At 66.2% G+C, this 25,689-nt stretch carries 20 protein-coding genes and 1 pseudogene; 3 read left to right on the top strand and 18 right to left on the bottom strand.

Annotation, left to right across the window (positions count from 1 at the left end; translation table 11 throughout):
- Position 1: 1 nt before the first annotated feature.
- Entirely contained in the window at positions 2-1,201 is a 1,200-nt protein-coding gene (locus tag WA965_RS01265; protein WP_526294835.1) for a GNAT family N-acetyltransferase, read from the bottom strand.
- A 59-nt stretch (positions 1,202-1,260) separates the two neighbouring features.
- Positions 1,261-2,256 carry a glycosyltransferase gene (locus WA965_RS01260; protein WP_526294837.1) on the bottom strand — a complete coding sequence of 332 codons (996 nt, stop codon included), beginning with the start codon at positions 2,254-2,256 and terminating at the stop codon, positions 1,261-1,263.
- 301 nt (positions 2,257-2,557) lie between these two features.
- On the opposite strand from WA965_RS01260, the gene WA965_RS01255 reads away from it, so the two are divergent.
- Positions 2,558-3,601 (top strand): polysaccharide deacetylase family protein, encoded by a 1,044-nt coding sequence (locus WA965_RS01255; protein WP_526294839.1) that lies wholly within the window; start codon positions 2,558-2,560, stop codon positions 3,599-3,601.
- Between the two features lie 12 nt (positions 3,602-3,613).
- Here WA965_RS01255 and WA965_RS01250 read toward each other — a convergent pair whose 3' ends face one another.
- From WA965_RS01250 to WA965_RS01185, 14 genes are all read right to left on the bottom strand, one after another.
- Positions 3,614-4,813: a glycosyltransferase family 4 protein gene (locus WA965_RS01250; RefSeq protein ID WP_526294841.1), complete on the bottom strand. Its 1,200-nt coding sequence runs from the start codon at positions 4,811-4,813 to the stop codon at positions 3,614-3,616.
- Positions 4,813-6,042 (bottom strand): glycosyltransferase, encoded by a 1,230-nt coding sequence (locus tag WA965_RS01245; RefSeq protein WP_526294843.1) that lies wholly within the window; start codon positions 6,040-6,042, stop codon positions 4,813-4,815. The genes WA965_RS01250 and WA965_RS01245 overlap by 1 nt, the downstream gene beginning before the upstream one ends.
- Entirely contained in the window at positions 6,035-7,183 is a 1,149-nt protein-coding gene (locus tag WA965_RS01240) for a glycosyltransferase (RefSeq protein WP_526294845.1), read from the bottom strand. Before WA965_RS01240 ends, WA965_RS01245 begins: the two co-directional genes overlap by 8 nt.
- Positions 7,184-7,241: 58 nt before the next feature.
- On the bottom strand, positions 7,242-8,264 hold the full coding sequence (locus tag WA965_RS01235; RefSeq protein ID WP_526294847.1) for a class I SAM-dependent methyltransferase: 1,023 nt from the start codon (positions 8,262-8,264) through the stop codon (positions 7,242-7,244).
- Positions 8,265-8,307: 43 nt separating this feature from the next.
- Positions 8,308-9,633, bottom strand: a complete 1,326-nt coding sequence (locus WA965_RS01230; RefSeq protein WP_526294849.1) for a UDP-glucose dehydrogenase family protein — start codon at positions 9,631-9,633, stop codon at positions 8,308-8,310.
- A gap of 43 nt (positions 9,634-9,676) precedes the next feature.
- Positions 9,677-10,600 (bottom strand): hypothetical protein, encoded by a 924-nt coding sequence (locus WA965_RS01225; RefSeq protein ID WP_526294851.1) that lies wholly within the window; start codon positions 10,598-10,600, stop codon positions 9,677-9,679.
- A 19-nt stretch (positions 10,601-10,619) separates the two neighbouring features.
- Complete coding sequence (locus tag WA965_RS01220; protein WP_526446939.1) at positions 10,620-11,168, bottom strand: hypothetical protein; 549 nt, start codon at positions 11,166-11,168, stop codon at positions 10,620-10,622.
- A 251-nt stretch (positions 11,169-11,419) separates the two neighbouring features.
- Positions 11,420-13,408: an O-antigen ligase family protein gene (locus WA965_RS01215; protein ID WP_526294855.1), complete on the bottom strand. Its 1,989-nt coding sequence runs from the start codon at positions 13,406-13,408 to the stop codon at positions 11,420-11,422.
- A complete protein-coding gene (locus WA965_RS01210) occupies positions 13,405-14,103 on the bottom strand; it encodes a hypothetical protein (protein ID WP_526294857.1) in 699 nt (232 codons plus the stop codon). The genes WA965_RS01215 and WA965_RS01210 overlap by 4 nt, the downstream gene beginning before the upstream one ends.
- Positions 14,100-15,290 carry a glycosyltransferase family 2 protein gene (locus tag WA965_RS01205; RefSeq protein ID WP_526294859.1) on the bottom strand — a complete coding sequence of 397 codons (1,191 nt, stop codon included), beginning with the start codon at positions 15,288-15,290 and terminating at the stop codon, positions 14,100-14,102. Before WA965_RS01205 ends, WA965_RS01210 begins: the two co-directional genes overlap by 4 nt.
- Positions 15,287-16,837: a sugar transferase gene (locus WA965_RS01200; protein ID WP_526294861.1), complete on the bottom strand. Its 1,551-nt coding sequence runs from the start codon at positions 16,835-16,837 to the stop codon at positions 15,287-15,289. The genes WA965_RS01205 and WA965_RS01200 overlap by 4 nt, the downstream gene beginning before the upstream one ends.
- Before the next feature lie 130 nt (positions 16,838-16,967).
- Positions 16,968-17,954, bottom strand: a complete 987-nt coding sequence (locus WA965_RS01195; RefSeq protein ID WP_526446937.1) for a GDP-mannose 4,6-dehydratase — start codon at positions 17,952-17,954, stop codon at positions 16,968-16,970.
- Between the two features lie 40 nt (positions 17,955-17,994).
- On the bottom strand, positions 17,995-19,779 hold the full coding sequence (gene glmS, locus WA965_RS01190; RefSeq protein ID WP_526294865.1) for a glutamine--fructose-6-phosphate transaminase (isomerizing): 1,785 nt from the start codon (positions 19,777-19,779) through the stop codon (positions 17,995-17,997).
- 571 nt (positions 19,780-20,350) lie between these two features.
- Positions 20,351-21,466, bottom strand: coding sequence for a hypothetical protein (locus WA965_RS01185; protein ID WP_526294867.1), 1,116 nt, complete (start codon positions 21,464-21,466; stop codon positions 20,351-20,353).
- Positions 21,467-22,128: 662 nt separating this feature from the next.
- Between WA965_RS01185 and kstD the strand changes: the two genes are divergently transcribed.
- Together kstD and chsH3 are read left to right on the top strand one after the other, a co-directional pair.
- On the top strand, positions 22,129-23,841 hold the full coding sequence (gene kstD / locus WA965_RS01180; protein ID WP_526446935.1) for a 3-oxosteroid 1-dehydrogenase: 1,713 nt from the start codon (positions 22,129-22,131) through the stop codon (positions 23,839-23,841).
- 3 nt (positions 23,842-23,844) lie between these two features.
- Complete coding sequence (chsH3, locus tag WA965_RS01175) at positions 23,845-24,717, top strand: enoyl-CoA hydratase ChsH3 (RefSeq protein WP_526446933.1); 873 nt, start codon at positions 23,845-23,847, stop codon at positions 24,715-24,717.
- Positions 24,718-24,726: 9 nt separating this feature from the next.
- Here chsH3 and WA965_RS01170 read toward each other — a convergent pair whose 3' ends face one another.
- The gene (locus tag WA965_RS01170) at positions 24,727-25,197 is read right to left on the bottom strand and encodes a hypothetical protein (protein WP_526446931.1); all 471 of its coding nucleotides are present in this window, start codon (positions 25,195-25,197) and stop codon (positions 24,727-24,729) included.
- Between the two features lie 142 nt (positions 25,198-25,339).
- Positions 25,340-25,689, bottom strand: a pseudogene (locus tag WA965_RS01165) (hypothetical protein); the annotation flags it as partial.

Here is a 25,689-nt window from a genome sequence, read left to right as displayed (position 1 = left end):
GTCATGCCATCGGGAGCTTGGGCTCAGCCGCCCTGCGAACCCGTCGAATGAGCCAGCTCCCGAAGGGCAGCATCGACAGCAGCAGGTCACCGGGTGCGCGCCCCGTCGCTACCCACTGGGTCATGATGAGGCGGCGTTCGGTCCACAGTTGATCAATCGAATTACCCGGCAGGGCACAGGAATCCATCCACTCGACGCCGATCCCGGAGTGCAGGAGCTTGATGGTGTCCAGCTGCAGCAGCCACCCGGGTGAGCTGGGTGCATGGTCTTCGTCGAATGCGATCTTGAAACCGAACGCCCCCGCGCCGGAGCTCAGGCTGCATTCCAATGCCAGCGCTTCCCCGTTCAGGAACAGCCCCAGCATGATCAGGGAACCGGCCGACGCCGCTCCCTCGACGAGTTCGACGAAGAACGCCGCGTCCGCCGGCGCGCACGCCATCGCGGTGCCCTGGCGCCCTTTCCACCCCTTCTGTTCCAGTTTCAGGAACATCTCCGCCCAGGTTGTCGGGCAATCCCCCGGCCCGAACACGCGATGCTCGACGATGCCGTGCTTGGCGAGGCCGCGCAGCTTCTTGCGGTAGCTCTTGTACCGTCGCGAGTGCAGAGCTTCCGACACGTAGAGGTCGGGGTCTATGCGAGGCTCGATGACTGCGCGACAGTAGCTTTCGACAGTGTGTGTCGGCCTCTTCCGACGATGGCAGACCGCGGCCAACGCCTTGGCGAAGCCGCTGTCGCCGGATACGTTCTTCAGCCTGATCAGCGGGGCACCGAGCGAATCGCCACTCAGCCAGTCGAAGAGTGCCTCCAGCGCCGGGATGGCGTGCCCGTCACGCAGCAGCGGAGTGCACAGGAAGCAATAGAGGTGCTGCCAGGGTTCCACCACAGCGATCGGCAGAAGAGGCGACAACCGGCGGCGCCGGAGGGGGAGCAGTCCGCACAGCAGCGGCTGTGGATGATCACCGGGTGCGGACAGGTAAACCAGGGCGACACTGACGTCGAGCCCGCCGGCGAACCGGCGGATCGCCGGAAGCAGCGCCCACGGCTCGTAGAATGCGTTCGGTTCGGTGAGGTGGTGCACCAGGTCATTCCACGCGTCGAGGTGTTGCCGGAGCTCCCTTTCGCCACGGACGACCGTCACCGTGTACCGCGTGTCGGTCTCCGCAGCGCTGACCGATGTCACGGGTTCAACGAGTGCACTCATGGGCACCCACCTTTCGCATAGAGGGTTCGCCGGCATGGTCGCTGTGACATCGGGGCACCTCACTCCCGTTTCGCAGCAGCGTCGTTGATGACTGCAAGGAGAGCTTCCACGTGATGCGGAAAAGAAAAGCGCGCGTTGACATCGGCCACTGCCATCGCGCTCATGGTCGTCAGGGCGGCCGCGTTCTCCGGATCGAACGCCCACGAGATGGCGGCCGCATACCCCTGTGCCGTTCCGGACACCACGAGCCCGGTCTCGCCGTCACGAACGTGATCTCGCACCCCCAGCGTGTCGGTGACGACGGTGGGCTTCCCCAGCAGCATCGCATTGAGGTAGGTCTGTTGCCCGGTCGAGCGGCTCAGGCCGGAGACTATCGGGACGACGACCACGCGCGCGCCCCGCAGCAATCGCACGAATTCGTTGTGCGACACCGCAGCAGCGGTGACGTTCGGTGGGAGTTCGCGGCCCTCGAGAAGGTTTGTCGCGATGACGAACTCACGTTCCGGCAGCAGCTCGGCGGCCTGCAGCAAGGCGGCGTAGTCGCGATGTGAATTCCCGCCGGCAAAGACGTAGTCACCGACCGGTGGCCTCGGCGCAGCCAACTCAGCGGCGGTCAGCGTCGCATACAACGGCGTGAACCTGACCTTGTCGGCTGACACACCCCAGGTCTGCGGGAAAACCGCGATCTCCTCAGTGGACTGGACTGCATATCTCACCACCGCGCGGTCGGCCACCCGCACCAGCAGTCGCTGAATTCGACCACGCAGGCCCGAATCCGGTTGCCACATACAGCCCGAGATCACAACGACGCGATCACGCGCTAACGGCCTGAGAAATCCGAGCACCACTGCGGCGAGCAGATCGGGCTGATACCGACCGGTTGACGAACAGAGGTGGACGAGCGATTCACTACGCACTCCCCAGAGCACCCGGAGAAGCTGGCGGAGTTCGTCCACCGCTGTGTGCTTGGTGGGCAGTTCGGCGAGCAGGCGGGAGTTCGCGACCCACCGCGGGTCGTCGCAGTAGTCGAGGGTCGTCACGAATGTGGGAGTCATAGACGGTGACATCGGACAGTCCCCCGGAACGGCCACTCAGCATCGATCTGCATCAGAAAATCCCCCGTACGCGCAAGATCAGCGAAATATCGCTCCGCTGAGTATAGGACCCAGACTCCGGCTCTGTCACGCGATCCGGGTTGGCAAAACCGCACCATCAACACTGGAGTAGTGCGCTTTTGACGCTTGTCGCCGCCATCGCACAGTCCATCATGCTCTCCGGTACTGAACCCACGGACGCGATTTTGGCAAATCTGCCGGATCGGTCGCCGTCGGCCTTCGCGCCCGGCTATCGTGAACCATGCGTTACCGCCACTCAGTTGAAATTGGGACCCAATTGCTCTGCGCCGCCGGTGTACCGGGCCTGGCGAGACGGATCGGTCGCGGACGCCTGACCATCGTGATGTACCACGGCGTGCAACCGGAGCCACTTTCGCCGCCGTGCTGGCACGTGCTCGACACTGCCTCACTGCGTCGCCAACTCGGTCATCTCAAACGGCACTATCACGTGCTTCACCTCGCGGATGCTCTCGAACGGCTCTACGCCGGAACGCTTCCCGATCGTGCCGCCGTGGTGACTTTCGACGACGGGACGCAGAACCTGTTGACTCATGCGCTTCCGGTGCTGACCGACCTGGGAGTACCTGCGGCGGTCTTCCTCGCGACGGGTCCGATGGGCACCGATGAGGCGCTCTGGCCGGACCGCCTCTGGCTCGCCATCGCGCGGACCGGGGTCACCGAAATCGATCTGACTGCACTTGGTCTGGGCATTCGACCGCTGGGAAGCACCGCTGATCGCGGCACGGTGTACGCGCTTGCGGTGGAACGGTTCAAGGATCTGCCGGACGAGGAGCGCATCACCCTTCTGGAGCGGCTCCTCGCGGTGCTGAGCCCCGAGGCTGATGGTGGCGCCGGCCCTTTCCGACTGCTGAACTGGGAGGAAGCCCTCGCTCTGACCGAGGGAGGGTTGGTGACCCTGTACCCGCACACGGTCACCCATCCCATCCTGTCTCGGTGCTCCGCCGACAAGGTCGACCACGAGGTGGCGGAGTCGTGTGCGGAGGTGGCGCGCCGGACCGGCTGCGATCCGGCCGTCTTTGCCTATCCCAATGGACGGGCGCGGGACTTTGACGAACGCGCCAAGGTCGCGTTGCGCCGCCAAGGCGTCCGATGGGCGCTGGCGACCACCCGGGGTATTGCGCACAGGGATTCGGATCCGTTGGCTCTGCCGCGCATCGGCGTGGGGGATGACATGTCGTTTGCGGCTTTTCGACTGTTGGTGTCCGGCGCTGTGCCGACGCGACGGGCGCCGGACGAGCTCACCGAGCCCGCCACATCTGCCTAGTCGCCGAGACACTCAACGACCCTCGGCGCGGGCCGGCAGTTGCCGGATCAGAGCTTCGGCGACGTGGTCCCAGGACGCGTACTCCTCGAGAGAGCGCTGTCCGGCCTCACCCATCCGTTGCGCTTCGGCGGCATCGGTGAGCAACCGCAACATCGCCCCGGCGAGTGCTTCGGATTCCCCCGGCGCGACCAGAAGCCCGGACACCTCGTGCTCGACGACACCGGGGATGTCGCCCACCCTGGTCGCGACCACCGGCCGAGACAGCGTGTGCGCCAGGTGCGCCACCCCCGATTGACTGCTGCGCTTGTAGGGCAGGACCACACACCGTGCCCGGCCGAAGTAGGCTGACACATCCTGCACGGGAACATAACCCACATACAGGCTCACCCCGGACAGACCTTCGACCTGAGCCCGCAGTTCCCGGCGGTCGACGTCCGCGCTGACACCTCCGGCGATGACGAGTTCCGCCTGGGGCAGGTCGGCCAGCACCAGAGGCCAGGCCTCACAGAGCGTGTCGATTCCCTTGTATCTGGTGATCGTGCCGAAGGACAGCGCCACCGGGCCGGTCTCGCGTACAGCCTGGATCGTCGTCCGCGCATAGATGCGCTCGTCCCCGTGCGGAATCACGTGGACGGGAGTGCTGATCGGCCAGGTGTCCAGGAGATCTCGCCTGGCGGACTCCCCGAGGACGAACGCCACGTCGAGGTCGGCATAGGCCATCGCGAACGTGCGGTTGGTCAATCCGGAGGTTTTGTACATCGTGTCCCTGCCCGGTTGTTCCACCAGGGGGCGTGGTTCGTGAACGACCATGGTGAGCACTGCGTGCGGCAGCATCTTTCGGAGGACATGGACCGCGAACCCGTCTATCGGGAACTTCCACTCGGACCAGACGACGACGTCCGGCCGGGTCCACACCAGATAGCCGACCAGAACCAGCCATGCGGCCAGCAACTGACACCCCCGAACTCCACGCCGGGCTCTGCGCCACCATTCCGCAGCTTCCGACCCGGCGGCGGGATGCCAGGTCGGCAAGAGGCTGCGTACCCGGCATCCCGACTCGCTGGATTCCAACTCGGGGGCCGGGCCGGTGATCAACTCGACGTCATTGCCGGCCCGTGCGAGCGCCTCGCCGAGTTGGAGCGAGAACTGGAACAACCCACCCGAGGGCGGAAACTCGACCATCACGATGCGGCGAGCGCGATCGGTCGACATCAGTCGGCCGCAGCGTCGACACCGACCGGGCATGGCGCAGTCGATCGCTCGTCCCCCGACCGTGACGGCTCGGACGCCTCGGATATGACTCGCTCGTACGTCGCGCGAAGACCCCGCAGCCAGGCGTCGGCACTGAACCGCTCCTCGTACCGACGGCGCGCGGAACGCCGCATCGCGTCCAGGTTCGGGCCGCCGTCGCGTACGGTGCCGGCCATCTGTGCGACAGCTGCGCACAGCGCGGTGGCGTCGCCGGCCTCGACGAGCACGCCGCACTCCGGCCCTACGATGTCAGGGATTCCACCCACATCCGTTGCCACCACCGGCCGGGCAGCCGCCAACGCGGAGATGAGGGCGGTCGGTAACGCATCCTCCCTGGAGGGATGAACCACGAAGTCCGAGGCGGAGAGCAGATCGGCGATGTCGGATCGAAAACCGAGTATCCGGGTGCGCTCCCGCAACGTCGAATCCGCGTCGACTGTTGCGCGGATCGTGGTGATCAACGGGCCGTCACCGGCCATGGCGACCACCACGTTCAGATCCTCGGGGAGCTGCCGAATCGATTCGAGCAGATCCGCGTGTCCCTTCTCGGGTCGCATCAGGCTGACACAGACCGCCAGCAGCGTGGTTCCTGATACCCCCATCTCGCCGCGGACCGAATCGCGACCTCTGGTCACCTCGGGTTCGGCCACACCGTTCGGCAGGACGACAAGTGGAGCGTGTACCCCAGCGCGCCGTTGATACCAGTCGTGCTGTGCGCGCGAGAGGGCGATCACCGTGGTGGACAGATGGCGGCGCGCCAGCACGGCCATTCTGACCCGTAGCCGCGCCGGCCACGACGCGGGAGTGTCGATGACATGCAGCGTCGACACCGACGGCAGCTTCGCCATCCGAGCCGCCACACCACCCACCACGTCGGCATGCTTGAGGTGTGTGTGCACGATATCGACCTGCTCTTCGCGGAGCAGTTTCGCCAGGGTGAGGGCGGCTACCGGGTTGTAGCGGGCAGCCTGCAACTCGTGGACAGTGACTCCGCGATCCCGCAGCCGCGCGACCACGCTGCCATCCATCTGTGAACCGGTGTTCGCCTCGGACAATGCGATGACCACCGGGCGGATCCCGACCGACGCTGCGGTACTGGCCATTTCGACCAGCACAGCTTCCGCCCCACCGGCACCGAGTGAGTGGATCACGTGTGCGACCGTCATCGGGTCAGGTCTGCTGTCATCCATGAGAAACCTCCTCGTAGACACCCGACAGCCGGTCGAGCCAACCCGACATCGAGAACTTGTCCTCGACCGCTGCGCGAGCCGCTGCGCCGTACGCCGCGGCGAGCGCCGGTTCCCGGATCACGCTCAGAAGCGCATTCGTCAGGGCCGGAACGTCGCGCAGTGGCACAAGCCGACCGTTGACGCCGTCCACCACGATCTCGCGGGTGCCTCCGGCATCCGCGGCGACGACCGGGAGCCCGCAGGCACCTGCTTCGATGAGTGCGGTCGGCAGCGCCTCGTCCACTGATGCCGACACCACACCGTCCACCGTTTGCAGAATCTCGGGAACGTCTTCCCGGCGGCCCAGCAGTTGAACGGTTCCGGTCAGGCCGGCCAGGGCGACGGCATCTTCGATCTGACTGCGGCACGGGCCATCCCCGATCACCAGCAGCGTGGCATCCGGGAACGCCGCTACGACGCCGGACCAGGCCCGCACCAGGTCGAGGTGGTTCTTGTCGGGGCGCAGCGCGGCGATGGCGGCCCAGACGGGCGGTTCACCGGACCCGCGTTCAGGTCTCACCGCGTATCGATCCAGATCGACGCCGTTTCGGATGACCCGCCAGGTCGGTCGGGCCGGTCCGTGTCGACGGGCGAATTCGTCATAGACGTGTTGCGAGACGAACACCAGACGACCGAGTCGACCCGGAACACGCACCGACAGCCGCTCCTTGAGCCACTCACGGAAGCCGATGTTCGGTTGTGGGCTGACGTGCAACGTGGCGACGACCGGCTTGCCGGCCAGACGGGCGGCGAGCGGGACGAGGATGGCCGAGTAGTCGAGGTGCGCGTGCACGACGTCGATCGGGGCCCGCCGCAACGCCTGCACCAGTCTGACAAAGCCCAAGGGATCGAGCAGCCGTCGCACCGACAGATAGGTCGGTTTCAGGCCCGCCTCGGCGAGTCGGCCGGCCATCGCGTTGCGGCCGCTCTCGGCCGGGAGCAGGCTGGCGACGGACACGTCCAGTGAATCCGTTACGTGCCTGGCGATCTCGGCAATCAGATTCTCGGCACCGCCGAAGCTGAACGAGTCCAGAACCATCAGCACACGTGTTGACGCCGGATGCCGCTGCGCCAGCCGGTCGCCGTGAGTCACCGTCGACATGCCGGCCACCCCCTCGGCCTGGATTCTCTGGTAGGGCCGAGCCGGCCATCGCCGGTGCTCACTTGTGGATCGCAATGTCGAGGTACGGGAGGAACAGACCGATCGGGAGGTCCGGCCGTTGACGGCGAAGGAGATTGACATACCGGCGCTTGTCGGACTGTGCGTAGTGCAGTCGCCGCAGTGGGTTCTGGCTCAGCTGGAAACTCTGTCGATCCACCCCGAAGCGAAGGTCTTCGATCGCCCCCAGCGCCAACTCGAGGTCGTGGAAGCTCACTCCACGTCCACGGCGGCTCAGCTCGGTCATCGCCTCCGGAGAGGGTGTGTCGAACACCGGAGAGTGGTCGAACATCGGCGAACGCTTGAAGTACTCCAGGGCTATCTCATCGGGCAGCCAATGGAAGAACGGCATTCCCGAGGTGTGGTCGTCGAAGAGCCAGAGCCTGTTCGGCGCTTCGATGATGCAGAGAGTGCCGCCGTCCGCCAGTAGGTGCCAGGCCGCGCGCAGACTCGTCATACGCTCGTCGTACGTCATGTGTTCCAGCGACGCGAAGAAGATGACCAGGTCGAAGCTCGCGGCCTCGAAGTGACAGTCGATCTCTGTGGAGTTCATCAGGTGCACAGTCGGTGCGCCGAGACCGAAGTGGCGAAATCGTGCGTGTGTCATGTCGATCGCTTCCGGCACGACGTCGATGCCGGTGAGTTCGCTGCGCTGCTCAGCGAGCGCCATCAGCGAAGAACCACTCCCACAGCCGATTTCCAGCACTCGTGCACCGTCGAGGCCGCACAGCGAGTTGAGCCAGGGAACGTATTCGTGGCGATCGTGGACGATGCGGCCTGTGGTGTGGCCGTTGAGGTCTGCGCGGCCCACCTCGGACTCCCAGTAGGCGGCGTTGGCCGCCACGTGCCGCTCACCTTGCTCGGCGGCCGCCTCCGTCCACCTCTCGAGAAGGTAGTTCCGAAAGCTGTCCACCGTCGACGGATCGAGTGCGACGAAGTTCTGGCGGATCGACGGGGTGGTTTTGCGGTCCATGCGCCACATCATCTGGCGAGCTGTGGTTTTCGCGCTGTCGGTGCTCAGCATGGCGGCCCTCCTGCCGGATATCGGCTGCGTGAACTGCTGCCCATCATTTCCTCCCTATCCCGCGATACTGCCAACCCGCGCCGCGCCAGGCTTTGGGATCCAGACAGTTGCGGCCGTCGATGATCCGCCGCTGCCGAACCACACCGTCGAGATCGCCGGGCACGAGCTCACGGAACTGCGACCAGTCGGTGAGCACGAGCGTCGCGTCCGCCCCCGCGCACGCCTCCAGGACACCCGGTGCGTAGTCGAGTGTGGGAAAGATCGCACGCGACTTGGCCATCGCCTTCGGGTCGTAGACGGTCACCGACGCTCCCTGCAGCTGGATCTGGCCGGCGATGTTCAGCGCCGGCGAATCGCGCACGTCGTCCGAGTTCGGCTTGAAGGCCGCCCCGAGCACCGCGATCCGCTGGCCGAGCAGGCTGCCGCCCACCATCGCCCGGGTCAACTCCAGGGCGCTGTTGCGGCGTCGCATGTTGATGCTGTCCACCTCGCGCAACAACGTCAACGCCTCGGTTGCTCCGAGCTCACTGGCGCGGGCCATGAACGCACGGATGTCCTTGGGCAGGCATCCTCCGCCGAACCCGATCCCGGCGTCGAGGAATCTTCGGCCGATCCGTTCGTCGTAGCCGATGGCATCGGCGAGCGCCACGATGTCCGCGCCGGTGACCTCGCACATCTCGGCGATCGCGTTGATGAACGAGATCTTGGTCGCCAGAAATGCATTCGCCGAGGTCTTCACCAGTTCGGAGGTCGCCAGGTCCGTCACCACGAATCGGGTGCCGTTCTCGAGCAGTGGACCGTAGACCTCGCGGGCGATCTGCTCTCCGTGTCCGGGGAAATCTGCGTCGACTCCGACGACGATCCGGTCCGGATGCAACGTGTCGTGCACAGCGTGGCCCTCGCGGAGAAACTCCGGGTTCCACGCCACTTCCACCGCCTCTGCGGCGGGCGCGAGCTGTCGCGCAAGGTCCCCGAGTCGCGCGGCGGTTCCCACCGGCACCGTCGACTTGCCGAGGATCACCGTGGGTTCGGTCAGCAGGGGCGCGAGACTCTGCACCACCGCGTCGACATACCGGAGATCGGCGGCGAACTCGCCCGGCTTCTGCGGGGTGGCCACCGCGATGAAGTGCACCGCGGCGAACTCGGCCGCTTCAGGGTAGGACGCGGTGAAACGCAAGCGACCTTCGTCGATGTTCTTTCTCAGGAGTTCTTCGAGACCGGGTTCGTAGAACGGCACCTCGCCGGAGGAGAGTCGCGCGAGTTTGTCGGCGTCGACGTCCACGCCGAGCACCTCGTGCCCCAACTCGGCCATGCAGACGGCATGGGTTGTTCCGAGGTAGCCGGTGCCGAACACTGCTATCCGGGTCATGTGGGAAACCTTCTGTCGCTGTGATCAATCGGGGTCGTCGTACTCATGCGAGGACCTGCAGCCGGTCCCACGGGACGGCCGACATGTTGTCGTAGTCCCACCGGAACCCGGCCTTCTGGTAGGCGCTTCCGATCGAACCGTTGGCGGCACTGGTGTCCAGCTCGAAACTGACGCTCAGGGGCGCGCCGCCGACGTCGACGATGTACCCGCCGTACACCTGCATCGCTCGGGCCACCGCGTACACGGCCGGGGCGAGGTCGAGTCCACCGAGATCCAGTTCCGGGTCGAGGCGCACACGCGCACCTTCCGGGATGCAGTCGGCTCGCGTGTCCCGCCCGTCGGTCCTGACCGCCGGTGGTCGAAAGACGTTCGCGCACACGCTATCGGTCTGGAGTGCCAGGGCATGAGGAATGTCGCCCCGCGCGATCTCCGATACCTGGATCACCCCACCGAGTCGTGATGCGCCGGATCCGGTGCTCGCGCCGCCCCACCCCGTCCCGTCGAGGGGATTGATCGCGCCCCAACTGGCGCTCCATCCATCACCGCCACGGTTGGCCTGCCAGAATTCGTAGACCCGGCGCGAGGTCGAATCGACCACGACCATCGCCCCGTCGGAGCCACTGTGAGGTTTGGCATCGGCGGGAATCGGTACCGAGGCGCCATCGAACGGGCATGTCCCCCAGTCCTTGGTGCACGTGACGGTGTGGCGCGGTGTGTTCGCGTCGGCGTGATAGATGGGGATGCCGAATTCGACCAGCGCCGCATTCATGGCGCCCGCCCGCGAGATCCTGGCCGCCATCGGGGCGCTGTTCGGGTCCAGCGCCGCTCCTGCAGGAATCGCCGTTCGGAACGCACTGCCTGGTGAGAACGGTTCGATCGCCTTCGCACCGGGTGCAGCAGTGGCCAGGACCATGACGCCCGACAGCGTCACGGCCGCCACCGCCGTCATGACACGTGTGGAGGTCACCATGAATTCCTCTCCGTCATCAGGGACGTGGGTTGTTGGGAGCGTTGCGGCTCTGAGGTTTCGGCAATTGGGCGTCGCATGCTGTGCGTGACTTGCCGGTCTGCGCCATGCAGACCGCAATGCCCGGATCCTCCCGGTCGCGCGCATTGGTGCCGGGCGGGTAGGGCGAATCGATGTCACCCGGGTAGAGCGACCACAGGTACGAATTCGCATCGGCGAGGAAATTGCAGTAGGCGATGGATCCGTCCGCGGTCACCCCGTTGATGCTTCCCGGCGGGCATGTGCCGCCCACCGCTGCCAGTGGCCTACTCACCGTCTCGGTGGGCGGAACCCGGGCGGGAAACGCCGTGGCGGGCGCCTCCACGTTCAACACGGGTGGCCAGTCCTGCTCTGCCGTCGCCGCCGTCGACGGTTGTCCGTTGCGGGACAACACCATCGCCGTGGCGCTGATCGCTCCCACCACCAGGACCACGAGCACCAAACCGGCCGCCACCCCGAGCCAGGTGTCGGCATTCCGCTTGGGCTTGCGGTCGACCGCTTCGACACCGAACATCCCGTTGTCTGCCACGTGAGCAGTCCAGGTGACGCCGTTCCAGAACCGGTACTGGTGACGGAAACTGGGATCCACCGTCCAACGGCCGCCCGGGCCGGAGTCCGCCGGCGCGACAAGCGGTGCACCACATTGTCCGCAGAAGATGTGACTCTCCGGGTTCGGGTGACCTTGTGCGCACACACCCAAGCCGTCCGCGGTGGCCACCCCGCAGGTTCCACAGAACCGTTGAGCGGGCGAGATCTCATGACCATTCGAGCACGTCGCCATCACATGTCCATCCTTTGTCTGTCGGGCCGCGCCGATGGTGTGGAGAACCGTTGCATGTACAGGACGACCAGAGCAGCGGTTGCCGATGCCGCCGTTATCGCCAGTGACTTCGCCGTGGAGGACCGGCGAAGAACAGTGCGTTCCTCGACATGCCCGACCGGCGTGATGGCGTAGATGTGGTCGGCACCGAAGTTGGCCAGGTTCGAATGCGCATTGGCCACCGCGATACCGAGTCCGGAGCGCGCGGAGTAGCGGTCGACGCCCGCGGTGCTCAGCGTGATCACCCCGCGAACCGGGTCCGGGATGGCCTCGGTGGCGGCGCTGTTGGCGACCATCATCGCCGCATAGGTCGGCAGCACCACCTCACGCCTCCTGACGTCGAGTGCGTATCCGAACTGCTCCGAGACCTGTTCTGCTGGAACCAGAGTGAGCGTCTGACTCGCGGTCGGCGCCTCGGTCTGCGACACCGTCAACACCACGCCGGCCACCGCGACACCCAGGAGGGCGCCGACGAGTATCTCCCGTATTCCCCCCTGCCCGGCATCGGCGGCCACAACCGGTGCCGGGCGGGTGGTCGACACCACGGCGACGGCAAGGGCGAGGATGATCGCGAGTGTGCGGAAACAGGCCAGGTGCAGGAAGATGCTGGCAACCGCCCAGCCGATCAGTGCTGCGGTAACAGCCGCGGCCAGACACCGCTCCGAACCGCTTCCCGAGCCTGAAAGCCGCACCACTTGAACGACACTCAGCACGAGGAAGCCACCGAAGAAGACGCTCCATCCGAGCAGACCCACGACGCCGGTCTCGGCGGCGAGCTGTGCGTAGAGGTTGTGCGCGGCCCCTACCGGATGGAACACCGCGGTGGGCACCCTGCCGGCGTAGTCGGATACGGCGGACTCGTACACGCCAGGCCCGAAGCCCATCATCGGCCGGTCTGTGAACATGGCCCACGCCATTTCCTGTGCGGCGACCCGGCCGAGAACCGACGGATCCACCGAGTGCAGCGCACCCTGTCCGGACACATCGCTGAACAAGGCGGTCATCCGATCCCCGATACCGGGGACGAACAGGGCGAGGCTGAGCACCGGCAGAGCCAGGATTCCTCGGCGCCGGGCCACGGGGCCGCTTGCCATCACCCACACCGCAAACACCACTGCCGTGGAGATCATCGTGCCCCGGGACTGGGTGAGGTACACACCGGCCAGGAGCGCTACCAGTGCCGCTGCCCAGCCCAGCGACGCCCACCGACGCCGGAACTGCACCGCGCGCACGGTCAACGCGGCCGCCAGCGGCAGCCCCAGCAGCAGGTTGCGTCCCCAGAAGTTGGTGTCCAGACCGGGGCCGCCGAACCTGAGGGTGGTGATCATCTCGCCGGATCCCTCGGTGACCGTCGCAAGGCCACCGAAGGACTGGGCGCCGTCGAAGCCGACCTGACTGATGAGGCACAGAACCGAGATCAGAGCGAGCGGCACCACCACTGCGCCGGCCATCACCCACCTCCGCCCGGAGATCTGCGCCAGCAGCACCAGCATGACCAGGAACGCACAGTCGAGTACGACGTCACGAAGTGCCGTCACCGTGGCCGCCGGATCCTGGCTTCCGAATGCGGCGAGGAACTGAGTGGCGAGATAAGCCGCCGTGAGCCCGAGGGCACACCAGGTCCAGTGGTTCAGGCGGACTCGCTGAACCGGATCTCGTAGAGCGATGCCGATGCTGATGAGCCCCAGCAGAAGTGAGAGTCCGAACAGCGGCAACCGGCCGTCGGCAACCACTCCCGCGAGATTGGCGACCTCACCGACGATGACGACAACGAGCATGACCGTCGGTCGGCGAAGGGCATGGACAGCAGCCGCAACCGCTACGGGAACCGCGACGACAAGGAGTGCGGGTAGAGCGCCCAGGGCAATCGATACCGACGCGATGACCACGCCGGCGGCGACGAGGATCCCGGCACGGTCGGTTCTGGTGGAATGCCGAAGGATGGTCACCGTGTCGGTATCTCGACGCGCAACTGATGGTCGTATTGCCGTTCGAGCGATTCTGCCGACGCCACCGGCGTCGGCTGACCTGTCGCGTCGCCGAGCAGTGTCTCGGCGCCAGGTGCCGAACGTCCCTGCACGGACCGGCTGATGAGGACTCCCCCACCCGCACCGATCAGCAATCCCGCGACACCGAGGACACCCATTGTCTGAAATCTGTTCGATGTCAGCGACTCTGCACTGCTACCGGTCGCCGTGATGGTTTCCAGCCGGAACGGCCCCGATATCGTCGCCGCGTAGGTGGACCCCTCCCTGAGCACCGTGTCGAGCGCCGTCGCCGCCGTCCACGACGTCGGTGCTTCGACCTCCACTGAGATCAGCGTCGTGTCGGTGATCGCGCTGGCCCGCAGATTGATTCCGTCTTCCGGCACACCGGTGGCCGATGCGGCGCTGGCCCGCCAGCGGTCGTCTTCGAGGGCCAGGGCGGCGGTGCGGGTCGCCTGCCCGCGGTTGAGTACCTCCCAGAACTGGATCGCCACGTCGGGCTTCACGTCCTGCGCAGGGACCATCGCGAGGGTGGCCTGAGCCAGGTACCGCTGTTCCCCCGTCGTCAGGAAATGCGCGACGATCAGACCGAGGAGCAACCCGGATGTGGCCAGTGCTGCCACCACGAGCCGGGATCTTCCGAGAATCGCTGTGATCACTGAGCGTGTCCTTTCGAACCGACGGGAAGCGCGGGGGCGGTCGATGTACGGCGGTGCCGGTGCGCTCGCAGACCTCGGGGACCGGCGACCAGCTCGACGCCCAGCTGCCGGATGAATCCCAGCCCCCACCCGAGATGCATGAGAGCCAGTGCGGGTCCGCTGAGCAATCCGCAGGCCGACCTCAACCGAATTGCGCAGAGGACAGACGCCGACATCAGCAGCACGCCGTACAACACCCACCAGGCGGCGGCAGGCCACCAGTACAGTCCGATCAGCATCGACAGCGGCAGGACAACCACGTTGACCGCAGGTATGAGTTGCCGCAGCCGCGGCCGCACCGCGAGCTTGCTGACCGTGCGCGCCCTGCCCCGGCCGTAGTTCCAGTACTGGCGGCACAGACCGCGGAGTGTCGGGCGCATCAGGTAGGCCGGCCGGACACCCGCCTCGAGCCAGATTCGGCCACCGGCCCGGGCGAGTCTGATGTCGTACTCGGCATCCTCGTTGTGACTGAAGTTCGGATCGTATCCACCGATCCGACGGAACCAGTCGAGAGCGAAACCCGCGTGGTGGCCGTGGTCGACGTAGCCCGACCGCGTGCCGCCCCGGTGCGCCGCGCCGCCCGATCCCAGCGGCGTGTCGACGATCCAGGCTGACGCGCGCGCCACCCCGCAGTCACCGATCGCGTCCATCGCTGTGACGACCGACGCGACACCGCGCTGATGAACCGCCCGGGCGACGTCGCGCACATACCCCGGCGGATAAACCGCGTGCACGTCGCACCGCACCATCACCGCATGACCCGCGCCCGCGACGGTCTCGACCGCCGCGTTGACAGCAGCGGACTGCAGCCGCCGTGGATTGTCGATCAGGACGATGTTCGGCATCTCCTGCGCCAGTCGCGCGACGATCTCGCGCGTCGCATCCCCGCTTCCGCCGTCCGCCACCACAACGGTCGCCTGTGTCATCCAGCCCCGCGGAACCATCAACGAACGGATACAGGCTTCGATGTGCTGCTCCTCGTCGAGAGCGGGTAGCACAACCAGCACCTCGGACGGCCGCAGCGTGCCGCCCCGCGGATCTTCACCGGCGAACGGGTCCGGCAGTGAGCGGTCCGTCGAAGCCGGGATCACCGACGGGGGTGACGGAAGGGCGGTGAGCAGTTTCGTCCCGAGGGTTCTGGTGTTCACGCGAGTCCCTTTCCCATAAAGGAGTCGCGATCGGCGGGCAGGTCCGCGGCCACTGCGAGACCATCAAAGGCCTCGACGATCGCCAAGGGTGCCTGCACCGCGGTATCCACCAGTCGGGCCGGTGAAACGGTGCCCGCGGCTTTCCGTCGGGCCCGGCTCTCCTGAATCTGACTCACCCGGAACCGGACGAACAACACCCACACGGTGCGCAGCACGATCTTGATGTCGAACCACAGGCTCCAGTTGGTGATGTAGAAGTTGTCGAAGCGGGCACGCTCAGCGATCGAGGTGTCGCCGGAAAGCCCGTTGACAGCGGCCCATCCGGTCAACCCGACGGGGACCCGGTGCCTGGCTTCGTATCCCGGAACCGATGAACTGAACTTCTCGACGAAGTGCGGCCGTTCCGGGCGGGGCCCGATGAGCGCCATGTCACCGCGAACGATGTTCCACAGCTGAGGCAACTCATCGACCGATGAGGCCCGAAGGAACCGACCGAGCCCGTCGACCCGGGAATCACCGACGATGGTCCACGACGTCTGCGACTCCGCTTCCGTCGCAGGTGTCATCGAACGGAACTTCAGCAGCTCGAACTCGCGGCCGTTGAGCCCGACGCGCGTCTGGCGGAACAGCACAGGAGCTTTCGGGTGCGAGAGCTTCTCGGCAAAGGCGACCACCGCCAGTAGCGGCGCGACCAGGAGAAGCGCGACCGCAGCGATACACCGCTCGGCGACCGACTTGACATGGCGCATGGGATTTCGGCTCATCGGGTGCCGGATTCCCATCAGTGGCACGGCGCCGATACGGTCCATTCCACTGCTGACTGGGCACGTCTGCCACAACCGGGGAACCACGAAGATCTCGTATCCCAGGGCCTCGAACTCCGTCACGAGCGAATGGAACGTCTCCTCCTCGATCCTGGGGAAGGCAATCACCGCTGCGTTGATCCTGTGTTCCCTCAGCGCATTACGCAGTTCGTGATTCAGCGGATGGACCGGGATGTCGCCGTTGGGCAGCGAAGTCAGCCGGGATGCATCGTCGACGATCAGTGCGGGCTCGAGACCGTAGACGGGTTCCGCACGCATGCGCTCGGCGAGCGCCTGCCCGACGGCGTCGGCGCCCACCACCACTGCCCGACTACGCAGCGAAAGGGAGTGACGCAGCAGGCGCGCCAGCGAATAAGCGACGAACCGCCCGAGAACGGCGGCGATGCACACCGCGACGACCGTGCCCAGGATGTCTCGAAGCCAGACACGCTGGCCCACAACGGAGCTCGCCAGCACGGCGCCCATCGCGGTGGCGGTCGTCACGAGCGGGGCGACGTCGAGTCCGGACAGTGTCAGACGACGCCGGTAGGTGCCTGCCACCAGAAGGCACGCGACGACGATCGCACTGGCGAGAATCGGATTGGGAAAGCCGGCGAGTGTGTAACTGGCGGCGATCGCCACACTGTCGGTCACCAGCGGTATGAACGTGATCACGGTCGGCATCCGTCGGGGCACCCGGCCGGTGGTCGCCGACTTTCCCGGGCGGATCGCCCACTCGCCCACCGGTAGGACCGTTCGACCCGGAACCGGCCCAGAGGCCATCACCATAGCGAGACCACACCCCCTTGTGTTCCTGTGCCCCTTGATTTCCCGTGCCGCTGCGCCGTATCGCGAGACGGCATCTCAATGGCCGTCACGCGCCGACGAGTTCGGCTGGATCGGACTCCAACGTCTCGCGCAGCCAACGGATCGTGTGGTCGATCCCCTCTGCGATCCCGACACTCGGTTTCCACCCCAGTGCAGCCTCGGCCTTGGCCGGATCGAGCGCGATGGCCTGGAGGTCGCCGGTTCGGGCGGCCGCATGCCGGGGCGGCTGCGACCCCTCCAGCAGCGCTGAGAACATCCGGTGCACCTCGCTGACCGTGACCTGCTCGCCGGTGCCGATGTTGTAGGTGCCACTGAGACCTGCTGGAGCGTCGCCGGCCAGCACGAACGCGTCGACGACATCGCCGACGTAGACGTAGTCGCGGGCCGCACTGCCGTCGCCGTAGATGGTGACGCGGCGGCCGGCGATCATCGCGCTGCCGAAGATGGCGACGACGCCGGCCTCGCCGTGCGGGTTCTGGCGCGGACCGTAGACGTTCCCCAAGGCCAGACAGATCGAGTCGATTCCGTACAGTTGCGCGTAGGCACCGAGATAGAGTTCGCCGGCGAGTTTGGCTACGCCGTAGGGAGACTGGGGATTCAGCGGCGTGCCCTCATCGACGGGCACCGCCGCCGGCGCACCGTAGCGTGATCCGCCCGAAGCGGCGTAGACGATCTTGCGGACACCGGCCTGGCGCGCCGCCTCGCACAGGTTGATGGTCCCCAGCACATTGGTGCGGGCATCCAATCGCGGATCCGCCACCGATACCCGCACGTCGACCTGTGCGGCGAGATGGAACACCACGTCGGGATTGGTCCCTGCTACCAGGTCGGCGAGTTCAGGCGCCTGGACGTCGAGTTTCACAAGGCTGAACCGGCGTGGCTGCAGCGTGTTGCACTCCATCGCCGACGCCAGGTTGGCCGCGGAGCCGGTGCTCAGGTTGTCGATGCCGATCACCTGGTGGCCGTCTGCCAACAGTCGGTCGACGAGATTCGACCCGATGAATCCTGCTGCACCAGTTACCAAAACGCGCATAGCGCCCCCCTTTTGTACGTTCTGTGAATGGATTTCACGGTCACTCGACCGTCACCGATTTGGCGAGATTGCGGGGTTTGTCAACGTCCCAACCCAGGGCCAGACCCAGAGTGCGGGCCAGGATCTGCATCGGGATCACGCTCTCGAGCGGGCCCCACGGCGCGTTCTTCGCGCCGAGTACCGGAATGGTGGCGCCGGCGGCGCCGAGGCTTATGATGCGACCGCCGCGGGCGCTCACCTCGGCGACGTTTGTGGCGAGCTTGGGGTCGGCGTTGTCGATCACCACCACGGGGGTTCCGTCACTGACCAGTGCGAGCGGCCCGTGCTTCAGCTCGCCGGCCGGGTAGTACTCAGCCCACCGATAGGTGAGCTCCTTGAGCTTGAGGGCTCCCTCGGCCGCATAGGGCAACCCCGATCCCCGACCGATGAACAGAAAACCGCTGGCGGCGCTGACTTCCTCGGCGATCGGCGGAACGAGGCACTTCGCCACAGTTCCCGCGGTCGCGAGTCGGTCGGGAAGACGGTGGAGTTCGTCGACCAACTCGGCAGCTACCGCCTTCGACAGCCGCTTCGAGGCGACGAGCGCGGAGATCATCAGCGCAGACCCGGCGATGACCTGGCAGACGAATGTCTTGGTGGCAGCCACCCCGACCTCCGGGCCCGCGGCACAGGTGAGCAGAGCGTCAGCGCGACGCGCCAATGTCGAATGCGGATTGTTGGTCAACGCCAGGACAGGCCCGTCCGAAGCCCGCGATGCCAGGGCGTGGAGCACGTCGGCGGTCTCACCCGACTGACTGATGGACAGACACAGCGTGCGCGGTTCCACGATCTCGTCAGCCGACTCGCTCGCGACCGTGAGGTTCACCGGAATGCCACCCAGTCGGCGCACCAGGTTGCCGATCACCCGGCCCGCGTTCAGGGAAGTGCCACAACCGATCACCTGAAGCCTGTCGAATGGAGGCAATCCCAGGTCCGTCCAGAGTTCTCCGGACACCACGCCGTCACCGAGTTGCTCGAGAACCCGTGCTGCGGCGGCTGGTTGTTCGTCGATCTCCTTCGCCATGTAGTCGACGTAGCCGTTGAGGTCCACGTCTTTGCCTCGCCAGATACACCGGGCGATCACCGGCGCGCGAGCACCGACGGTGGAGTCCTGCCACCCTCTGTCTCCGCTGAGCTCGACGATGTCGCCGTCCTCGAGAACCCGGAACTCGTCGACCCAGTCGGCGACCGCCGCAATGTCACTCGCCGCAAAATCACCGTCGGCTGTCCGCGCGATGAGCAGTGGCGAGCGGTTGGAGGCGACGACGACACGGCCGGTGAGTTGATCCAGGACTGCAAGCGCCCAGGAGCCTTCCACTGCGGTCAGCGCCGCCCCGACGGCTTCGAAGAGGTCCCCGGAGGCTTCCAGCTGGTCTTCGATCAGATGACAGAGCACTTCGCTGTCGACCGCCGAGGAGAAGCTGTGGCCAGAGAGCGCCAGCGCCCGCCGAAGAACCTCGAAGTTCTCGATTATCCCGTTGTGGACCACACTGATTCGACCGGTGCAGTCGATGTGGGGATGGGCGTTGTCCTCGGTGACCGCCCCATGGGTGGCCCAGCGGGTGTGTCCGATCCCCACGCCGTCCAGCTCGGCGCCGGCCCAGCTGCGCACCGCGCGATCGAGCGCACCGATCCGTCCTACTGTCCGAATGCGTGCGACATCGCCGGTGATCGTCCGAACCGCGACTCCTACCGAGTCATACCCGCGGTACTCGAGGCGGCGGAGCGCAACAAGCAGATAGTCAGCGGCCGGAGAGTTGGTGCGGCAGGCCACGATGCCACACATCAGCCGACATCCTGAGGCGACGTATCGGGGGCCGATCCAGGCCCGGCGACCGCCGGAGAAGACTTTGCCATCCTGGACGCTGAGGCGCAGATAGCTAACTCTTTGAACACCACTCAACTATCAACGTGCCCACCGTGTTCGTACATGGACCATTCGAGCCAAATTTGACTAGACCAGGATCTAGATCCTCCGGCAGTGCGGGCACGAATCCTGTTGCTTCAGAATGCCGGCACAACGACACGGTCAGACCATATTTGCAGTGGTGCAACCTATTAGACACACCAGCCAAAAGGGCAGCCGAATGTTCCAGACGGCGGAACGACGCCTCTTCTGGTGTTGCGAGTGTGCTGTGCGGGTGCGGCCCTGGGATGCCCATCCGAGCATCGGCGACTCAATGGCGGGCGCACCGGCACATAGCCGCCACTCAGACCAATGGCAAACTCAGCTGTTGAAACAACATATTCGCTTTGAATTCAGCGTCAGGGCGACCACTCGGTCGCTTCAGACGGCATCGCACACCACGGAAGTCGAACAGTTGGATACGCTCCGCAACGCCGACGGTCACCCGAGTTCATTCACCGCCGGCAGAATCCCCACCGGCGTCGCCGCCCGAGGAGCCGTTGTCCGGCGAACCCCCGCCCGAATCACCTGAATCCGAGTTGTCCGAAGGAGAGTCGCCCGGACCGGCAGTCGAGTAATTGTTGCCCGAGTTTCCGGAGGTGTCATCGTCGCCGTCGGTGCCGGGAGAGTTCCCACCGGTGCTGTCCGAGATCGAATCGGGTTCTGGATCCGGAGGATTGGGATCCTGAGTCTGCGAAACGGGGGTGTACGGTGGCGCCTCGTTCTGAGTCGTCTGGGGCGGTTCGGGCGTTGGCGTCGCTGACATCACAACGATGGACGGGACCGGCGGCTCGACAGTCGGAGGAGCCGGCGGCGCGACGTAGGCCGTCGTCGGCGACTCGACCACCGCGTGGACCTGCACCTCGGCAACAGGTGGTGGCGGCGCCGGAGTGTGAGCGATCGTGCTTGCCGGAACATGGACCGGTGCCATCGGTTGCGGCTGAAGCGCAGGGATCGCCGCGGGTGAGGCGAGCGTGATCGCCTGCTCGAGGAAACCGTTGACCTGGGTCACTGTCAGCGGCGGGAGATGAGTGATGCCGAGCGCCCGGGTCAACGTCGGCAACACGGTGGCGAAGACATCCCGCAAGACCTGCGCAGAAGCTCCCGGAAGATTGTTCATCAGGTACTCGAGCAACATCACCATCGTGGGCACCAGGTTCACCGGAACTGCCCCCGATGACCCTCCCCCGCTCGCGCCCCCGAACGACACCGAGTTGTAGTGCGCCGTCGACTCGAAGTGCGCGATGCGCTCAAGGGTGTTCACCACGTCCGGCAGCCGACTCGTCCCCACCAACTCCATCAGGGTGCCGGGCGGCAGATGGCGGAACTGGTCGGTCAACAGGCCGACCAGCTGCAACATGTCCGGCATGTCGATCGCGGACAGATTGGCCATCACCCGCTTCAGCGACGCAGGCTCGAACAGCCTATCCAGTGAATCTTCCAGCAGCTGTGGGTGTTCGGACAGCTCACTCAGAGGCGGCGAGAGCTGGAGAAGCTGGGACGCTCCCGGATTCGGATACACGGAGACCGTGAAGGCGACCGCGCCTGCGAGAACAGCTGCGCACACGATGCGGTGGGGAGCTCGTTCTGTCCCGCCCGGACTTCCCGAACCTTTCGGTGGTTTGGTCGGCGGGCGCACGGTGGGTATCGGATGGGACATCAATCCGCCTTTCTCAAGGTCTCGGATCAGTTCGAAGGGTTTCGAGCGAACACAGGTTCGCGGTCCCAGCTAAAACGTGTTGCACCGCTTCACTATCGGTTATGCGGTGACCCAGGGCCATAGACCGTTGGAGCTGTTTCTCGGGGTATCCCCGGTCTAGTTCCCCGGGGCGCAACACCGACACCGTCCGAACGTTCCGCGGGAGGTGCGGTCCTGAGCCCCCGACACCGCTCAACTGCGTGACGACGCCGTACCCGGCAGTCCGCGCCGCGCTCCCCGACGCAGGACGGCGTCGCACAATGACCTCGCCACTGCCGGAAGCCGGGGCGCCGCCCCCTCCGGTTCCACAGGTCTAGTTCCCGCCGTCGCCTGCCCGGGCCACGCTGCGCAGTGATGGCGCTGGAATGAAGACCGTCCTCGCGGCCAGCAACGCACACGTGACGGGCCGCGCGACGCAGGCCGCCAACGGCCGCTGTCCGCGGGCTCACAAGTCCGCGCGGCCGAACTCCCGTCGTGCCCTCGACCGGCACAGTTGTGGGCCAGGCGGGCAATTCTATAACGTGTTCTATATGAGTGGACAGCAGTTTGACGTCGTCGTGGTCGGTAGCGGTGCCGCCGGCATGGTCGCCGCGCTCACCGCAGCCCATCAGGGCCTGTCGACGGTGGTCATCGAGAAGGCCCCACATTACGGCGGCTCCACAGCACGCTCAGGAGGCGGCGTCTGGATCCCGAACAACGAGATCCTCGAGCGTGACGGGGTCAAGGACAACCCCGCCGCCGCCGCCGAATACCTGCACTCCATCATCGGCGACGTCGTCCCGGCCGAGAAGATCGACACATACCTGCAGCGCGGCCCCGAGATGCTTTCGTTCGTGATCAAGCATTCACCGCTGAAGCTGTGCTGGGTGCCGAACTACTCCGACTACTACCCCGAGAGCCCGGGCGGTAAGGCATCGGGCCGATCGGTGGAACCCAAGCCGTTCAATGCCAACAAGCTCGGGGCCGACCTGGCCGGCCTCGAACCGCCGTACGGCAAGGTTCCGATGAACATGGTCGTTCTGCAGCAGGACTACGTCCGGCTCAACCAACTCAAGCGCCATCCGCGTGGCGTGTTGCGCAGCCTCAAGGTCGGTGTGCGGGCCACCTGGGGCAAGGTCACCGGCAAGAACCTGGTCGGCATGGGCCGCGCGCTGATAGCGCCGCTGCGCATCGGCCTGCAGAAGGCCGGAGTTCCGGTCCTGCTGAACACCGCCCTGACCGACCTCTATGTCGAGGACGGCGTGGTGCGTGGCGTTTACGTCCGCGACACCACGGGTCCGGAAAGTGCCGAACCGCAGCTCATCCGGGTTCGGCGCGGCGTCATCCTCGGAAGTGGCGGGTTCGAGCACAACGAACAGATGCGAGTGAAGTACCAGCGCGCCCCGATCACGACGGAGTGGACGGTGGGCGCCAAAGCCAATACCGGCGACGGAATCCTGGCCGCCGAAAAGCTCGGAGCCGCCCTCGACGTCATGGAGGACGCGTGGTGGGGGCCGACGGTGCCACTGGTCGACGCACCCTGGTTCGCCCTGTCCGAGCGCAACTCTCCGGGGTCGATCATCGTCAACATGTCCGGCAACCGGTTCATGAACGAATCGATGCCCTATGTCGAGGCCTGCCACCACATGTACGGCGGTCAGTACGGGCAGGGGCCGGGCCCGGGTGAGAACATCCCGGCCTGGCTGGTATTCGACCAGCAGTACCGTGATCGGTATATCTTCGCGGGATTGCAACCAGGACAACGCATTCCGAAGAAGTGGACGGAGTCCGGCGTGATCGTCTCGGCCCCGACACTCGAGGAGTTGGCAACCAAGACCGGCCTGCCCGCCGATGCCTTCAGAGCCACCGTGGAACGTTTCAACGGTTTTGCACGCACCGGCATCGACGAGGACTTCAAGCGCGGCGAGAGCGCCTACGACCGCTACTACGGCGACCCGACGAACAAGCCGAACCCGAATCTCGGCGAGATCAACCACGGGCCGTTCTACGCGGCCAAGATGGTGCCTGGCGATCTGGGCACCAAGGGCGGCGTCGTCACCGATGTTCACGGGCGTGCCCTTCGCGACGACGGCTCGGTCATCGAGGGTCTCTACGCCGCGGGCAATGTCAGCGCGCCCGTGATGGGCCACACGTACCCCGGACCCGGGGGCACCATCGGCCCCGCGATGACGTTCGGCTACCTCGCGGCGCTGCACGTGGCCGGAGCCGCCCCGGCGGCGACATCAGAGACCGGGAAGGCGTGAATCGTGCCCATCAACCTCGACGAAGCCATCGGCGCCGAACTGGAACCCGTCGAATTCTCCTGGACCAGCAGCGATATCCAGCTCTATCACCTGGGACTGGGAGCCGGCGGCGACCCGATGGACACCCGTGAGCTGCGTTATCTGACCGACGACACCCCACAGGTGCTTCCGACGTTCGGCAATGTCGCGCAGAGCTTCCACCTGACTGAACCCCCGGCGGTGAAGTTCCCCGGTATCGACATCGAGCTGAGCCGGGTGCTGCACGCGAGCGAGGCCGTGACGGTGCCCGGGCCGGTCCCACCGTCGGGCACCGGCACCGCGATCACCCGGTTCACCGAGATCTGGGACAAGGGCAAGGCGGCGGTGATCTGGTCGGAGACGACCGTCACCGCTCCCGACGGCGCCCTGCTGTGGACCCAGAAGCGGTCCATCTTCGCCCGCGGCGAAGGCGGCTTCGGTGGCGACCGCGGACCGTCGGGGTCTTCGGCCACCCCGGACCGGGCACCCGACTTCGAACTGACCGTGCCGACCTCTCCCCAGCAGGCGCTGCTGTACCGGATGTGCGGCGACCGCAACCCGCTGCATTCAGATCCGGAGTTCGCCGCCGCCGCCGGATTCCCGCGACCGATCCTGCACGGACTGTGCACCTACGGCATGACCTGTAAGGCGTTGGTGGACAACCTGCTCGACGGCGATACTGGCGCGCTGGCGTCCTACGGTGCCCGGATGGCGGGCGTGGTCTTCCCCGGTGAAACCCTGCGGGTGAGCGTCTGGAAGGACGCCGACGGCCCTGAGGGCGGCTTCAGCGCGGTGGTGACCGTTCCGGACCGCGACAATGCCGTGGCGCTGGCCGGCGTCGAATTCGTCCCGGCCTAGGGGCACGGCCTACGCGCAGAGTTCCCCGATGCGGGTCGCGCTTGTCTGGGCGTCGTTGAGGCGGGTCTGCTGGGCGGGGTCGTCACCGGGCGCACCCGCGAGTTGGCCCATCCCGATGTACTCGAGGTTGTTCGCAAACGAGCGCACCGCGTCGGCCAGTTCGGTGGACACCGCGTCATCGAGCCGGGACAGCAGGAACTGACCGCCGCCCAGGGTGGCCAGCCGGGCGTTGGCGGCCACCGCCTGGGTTGCCACCCGATCCGTGCCGAGATCGGCGTTGGTCTGCAGGGACACCGCATTGCGCACCATCTCGAACGCCTCGCAGACCTGCGTCTTGGCCTCGGCGGCCTGCTCGTCGCTGACTGCGGAGACCTCTCCCGTGGACGGCGACCGCATCAGCCCCCACGCGGCAAGAGCGACGGCGACGACGGCGATGACGAGCGCGGCCGGGGCAAGCCAGCCTGGTGTGTTGTCGGACATGGGCCGACTATAACCCCCCGTCCATCCACCGATTCGCAGGCAGGCCCGAAAATCGCTGAGCAACAAGGGTATTGAGAGCACGACGACGACCGGGTGCGGGCGTCAATTTCGACGCCCACACCCGGTCGGTCAGAAGATGCGACTAGTCGCTGGCGGACTCGCTGTCAGAGTCAGACTCACTGTCGTCGGTCGCGGTCCCGTCCTCGCCGTCCTCGCCTCGCTTGCCCAGGAATCCGCCCGGGCCACCCGAGCCACCGGAACCGGCAGTCGCGCCGTCTGGTTCAACGGAGAGTCCGTCGCCGCCGTCACCGCCGTCACCTCCGGCACCACCGAAGAAGCCGCCGTCGCCGCCGTCACCACCGTCACCACCGGTGCCTTCGTCGTACCCGTCGGCCAGACCGCCGTCGCCACCGTCACCGCCATTGCCGCCAGGTTCGGCCGAACCGCCGTCACCGCCGTCACCGCCGGTAGCGTCACCGTCCCCGGTGGTGG

It is taken from the genome of Mycobacterium sp., assembly GCF_049683935.1.
Lineage (GTDB): Bacteria > Actinomycetota > Actinomycetes > Mycobacteriales > Mycobacteriaceae > Mycobacterium.
This window is presented reverse-complemented; position numbering and strand designations above follow the sequence as displayed.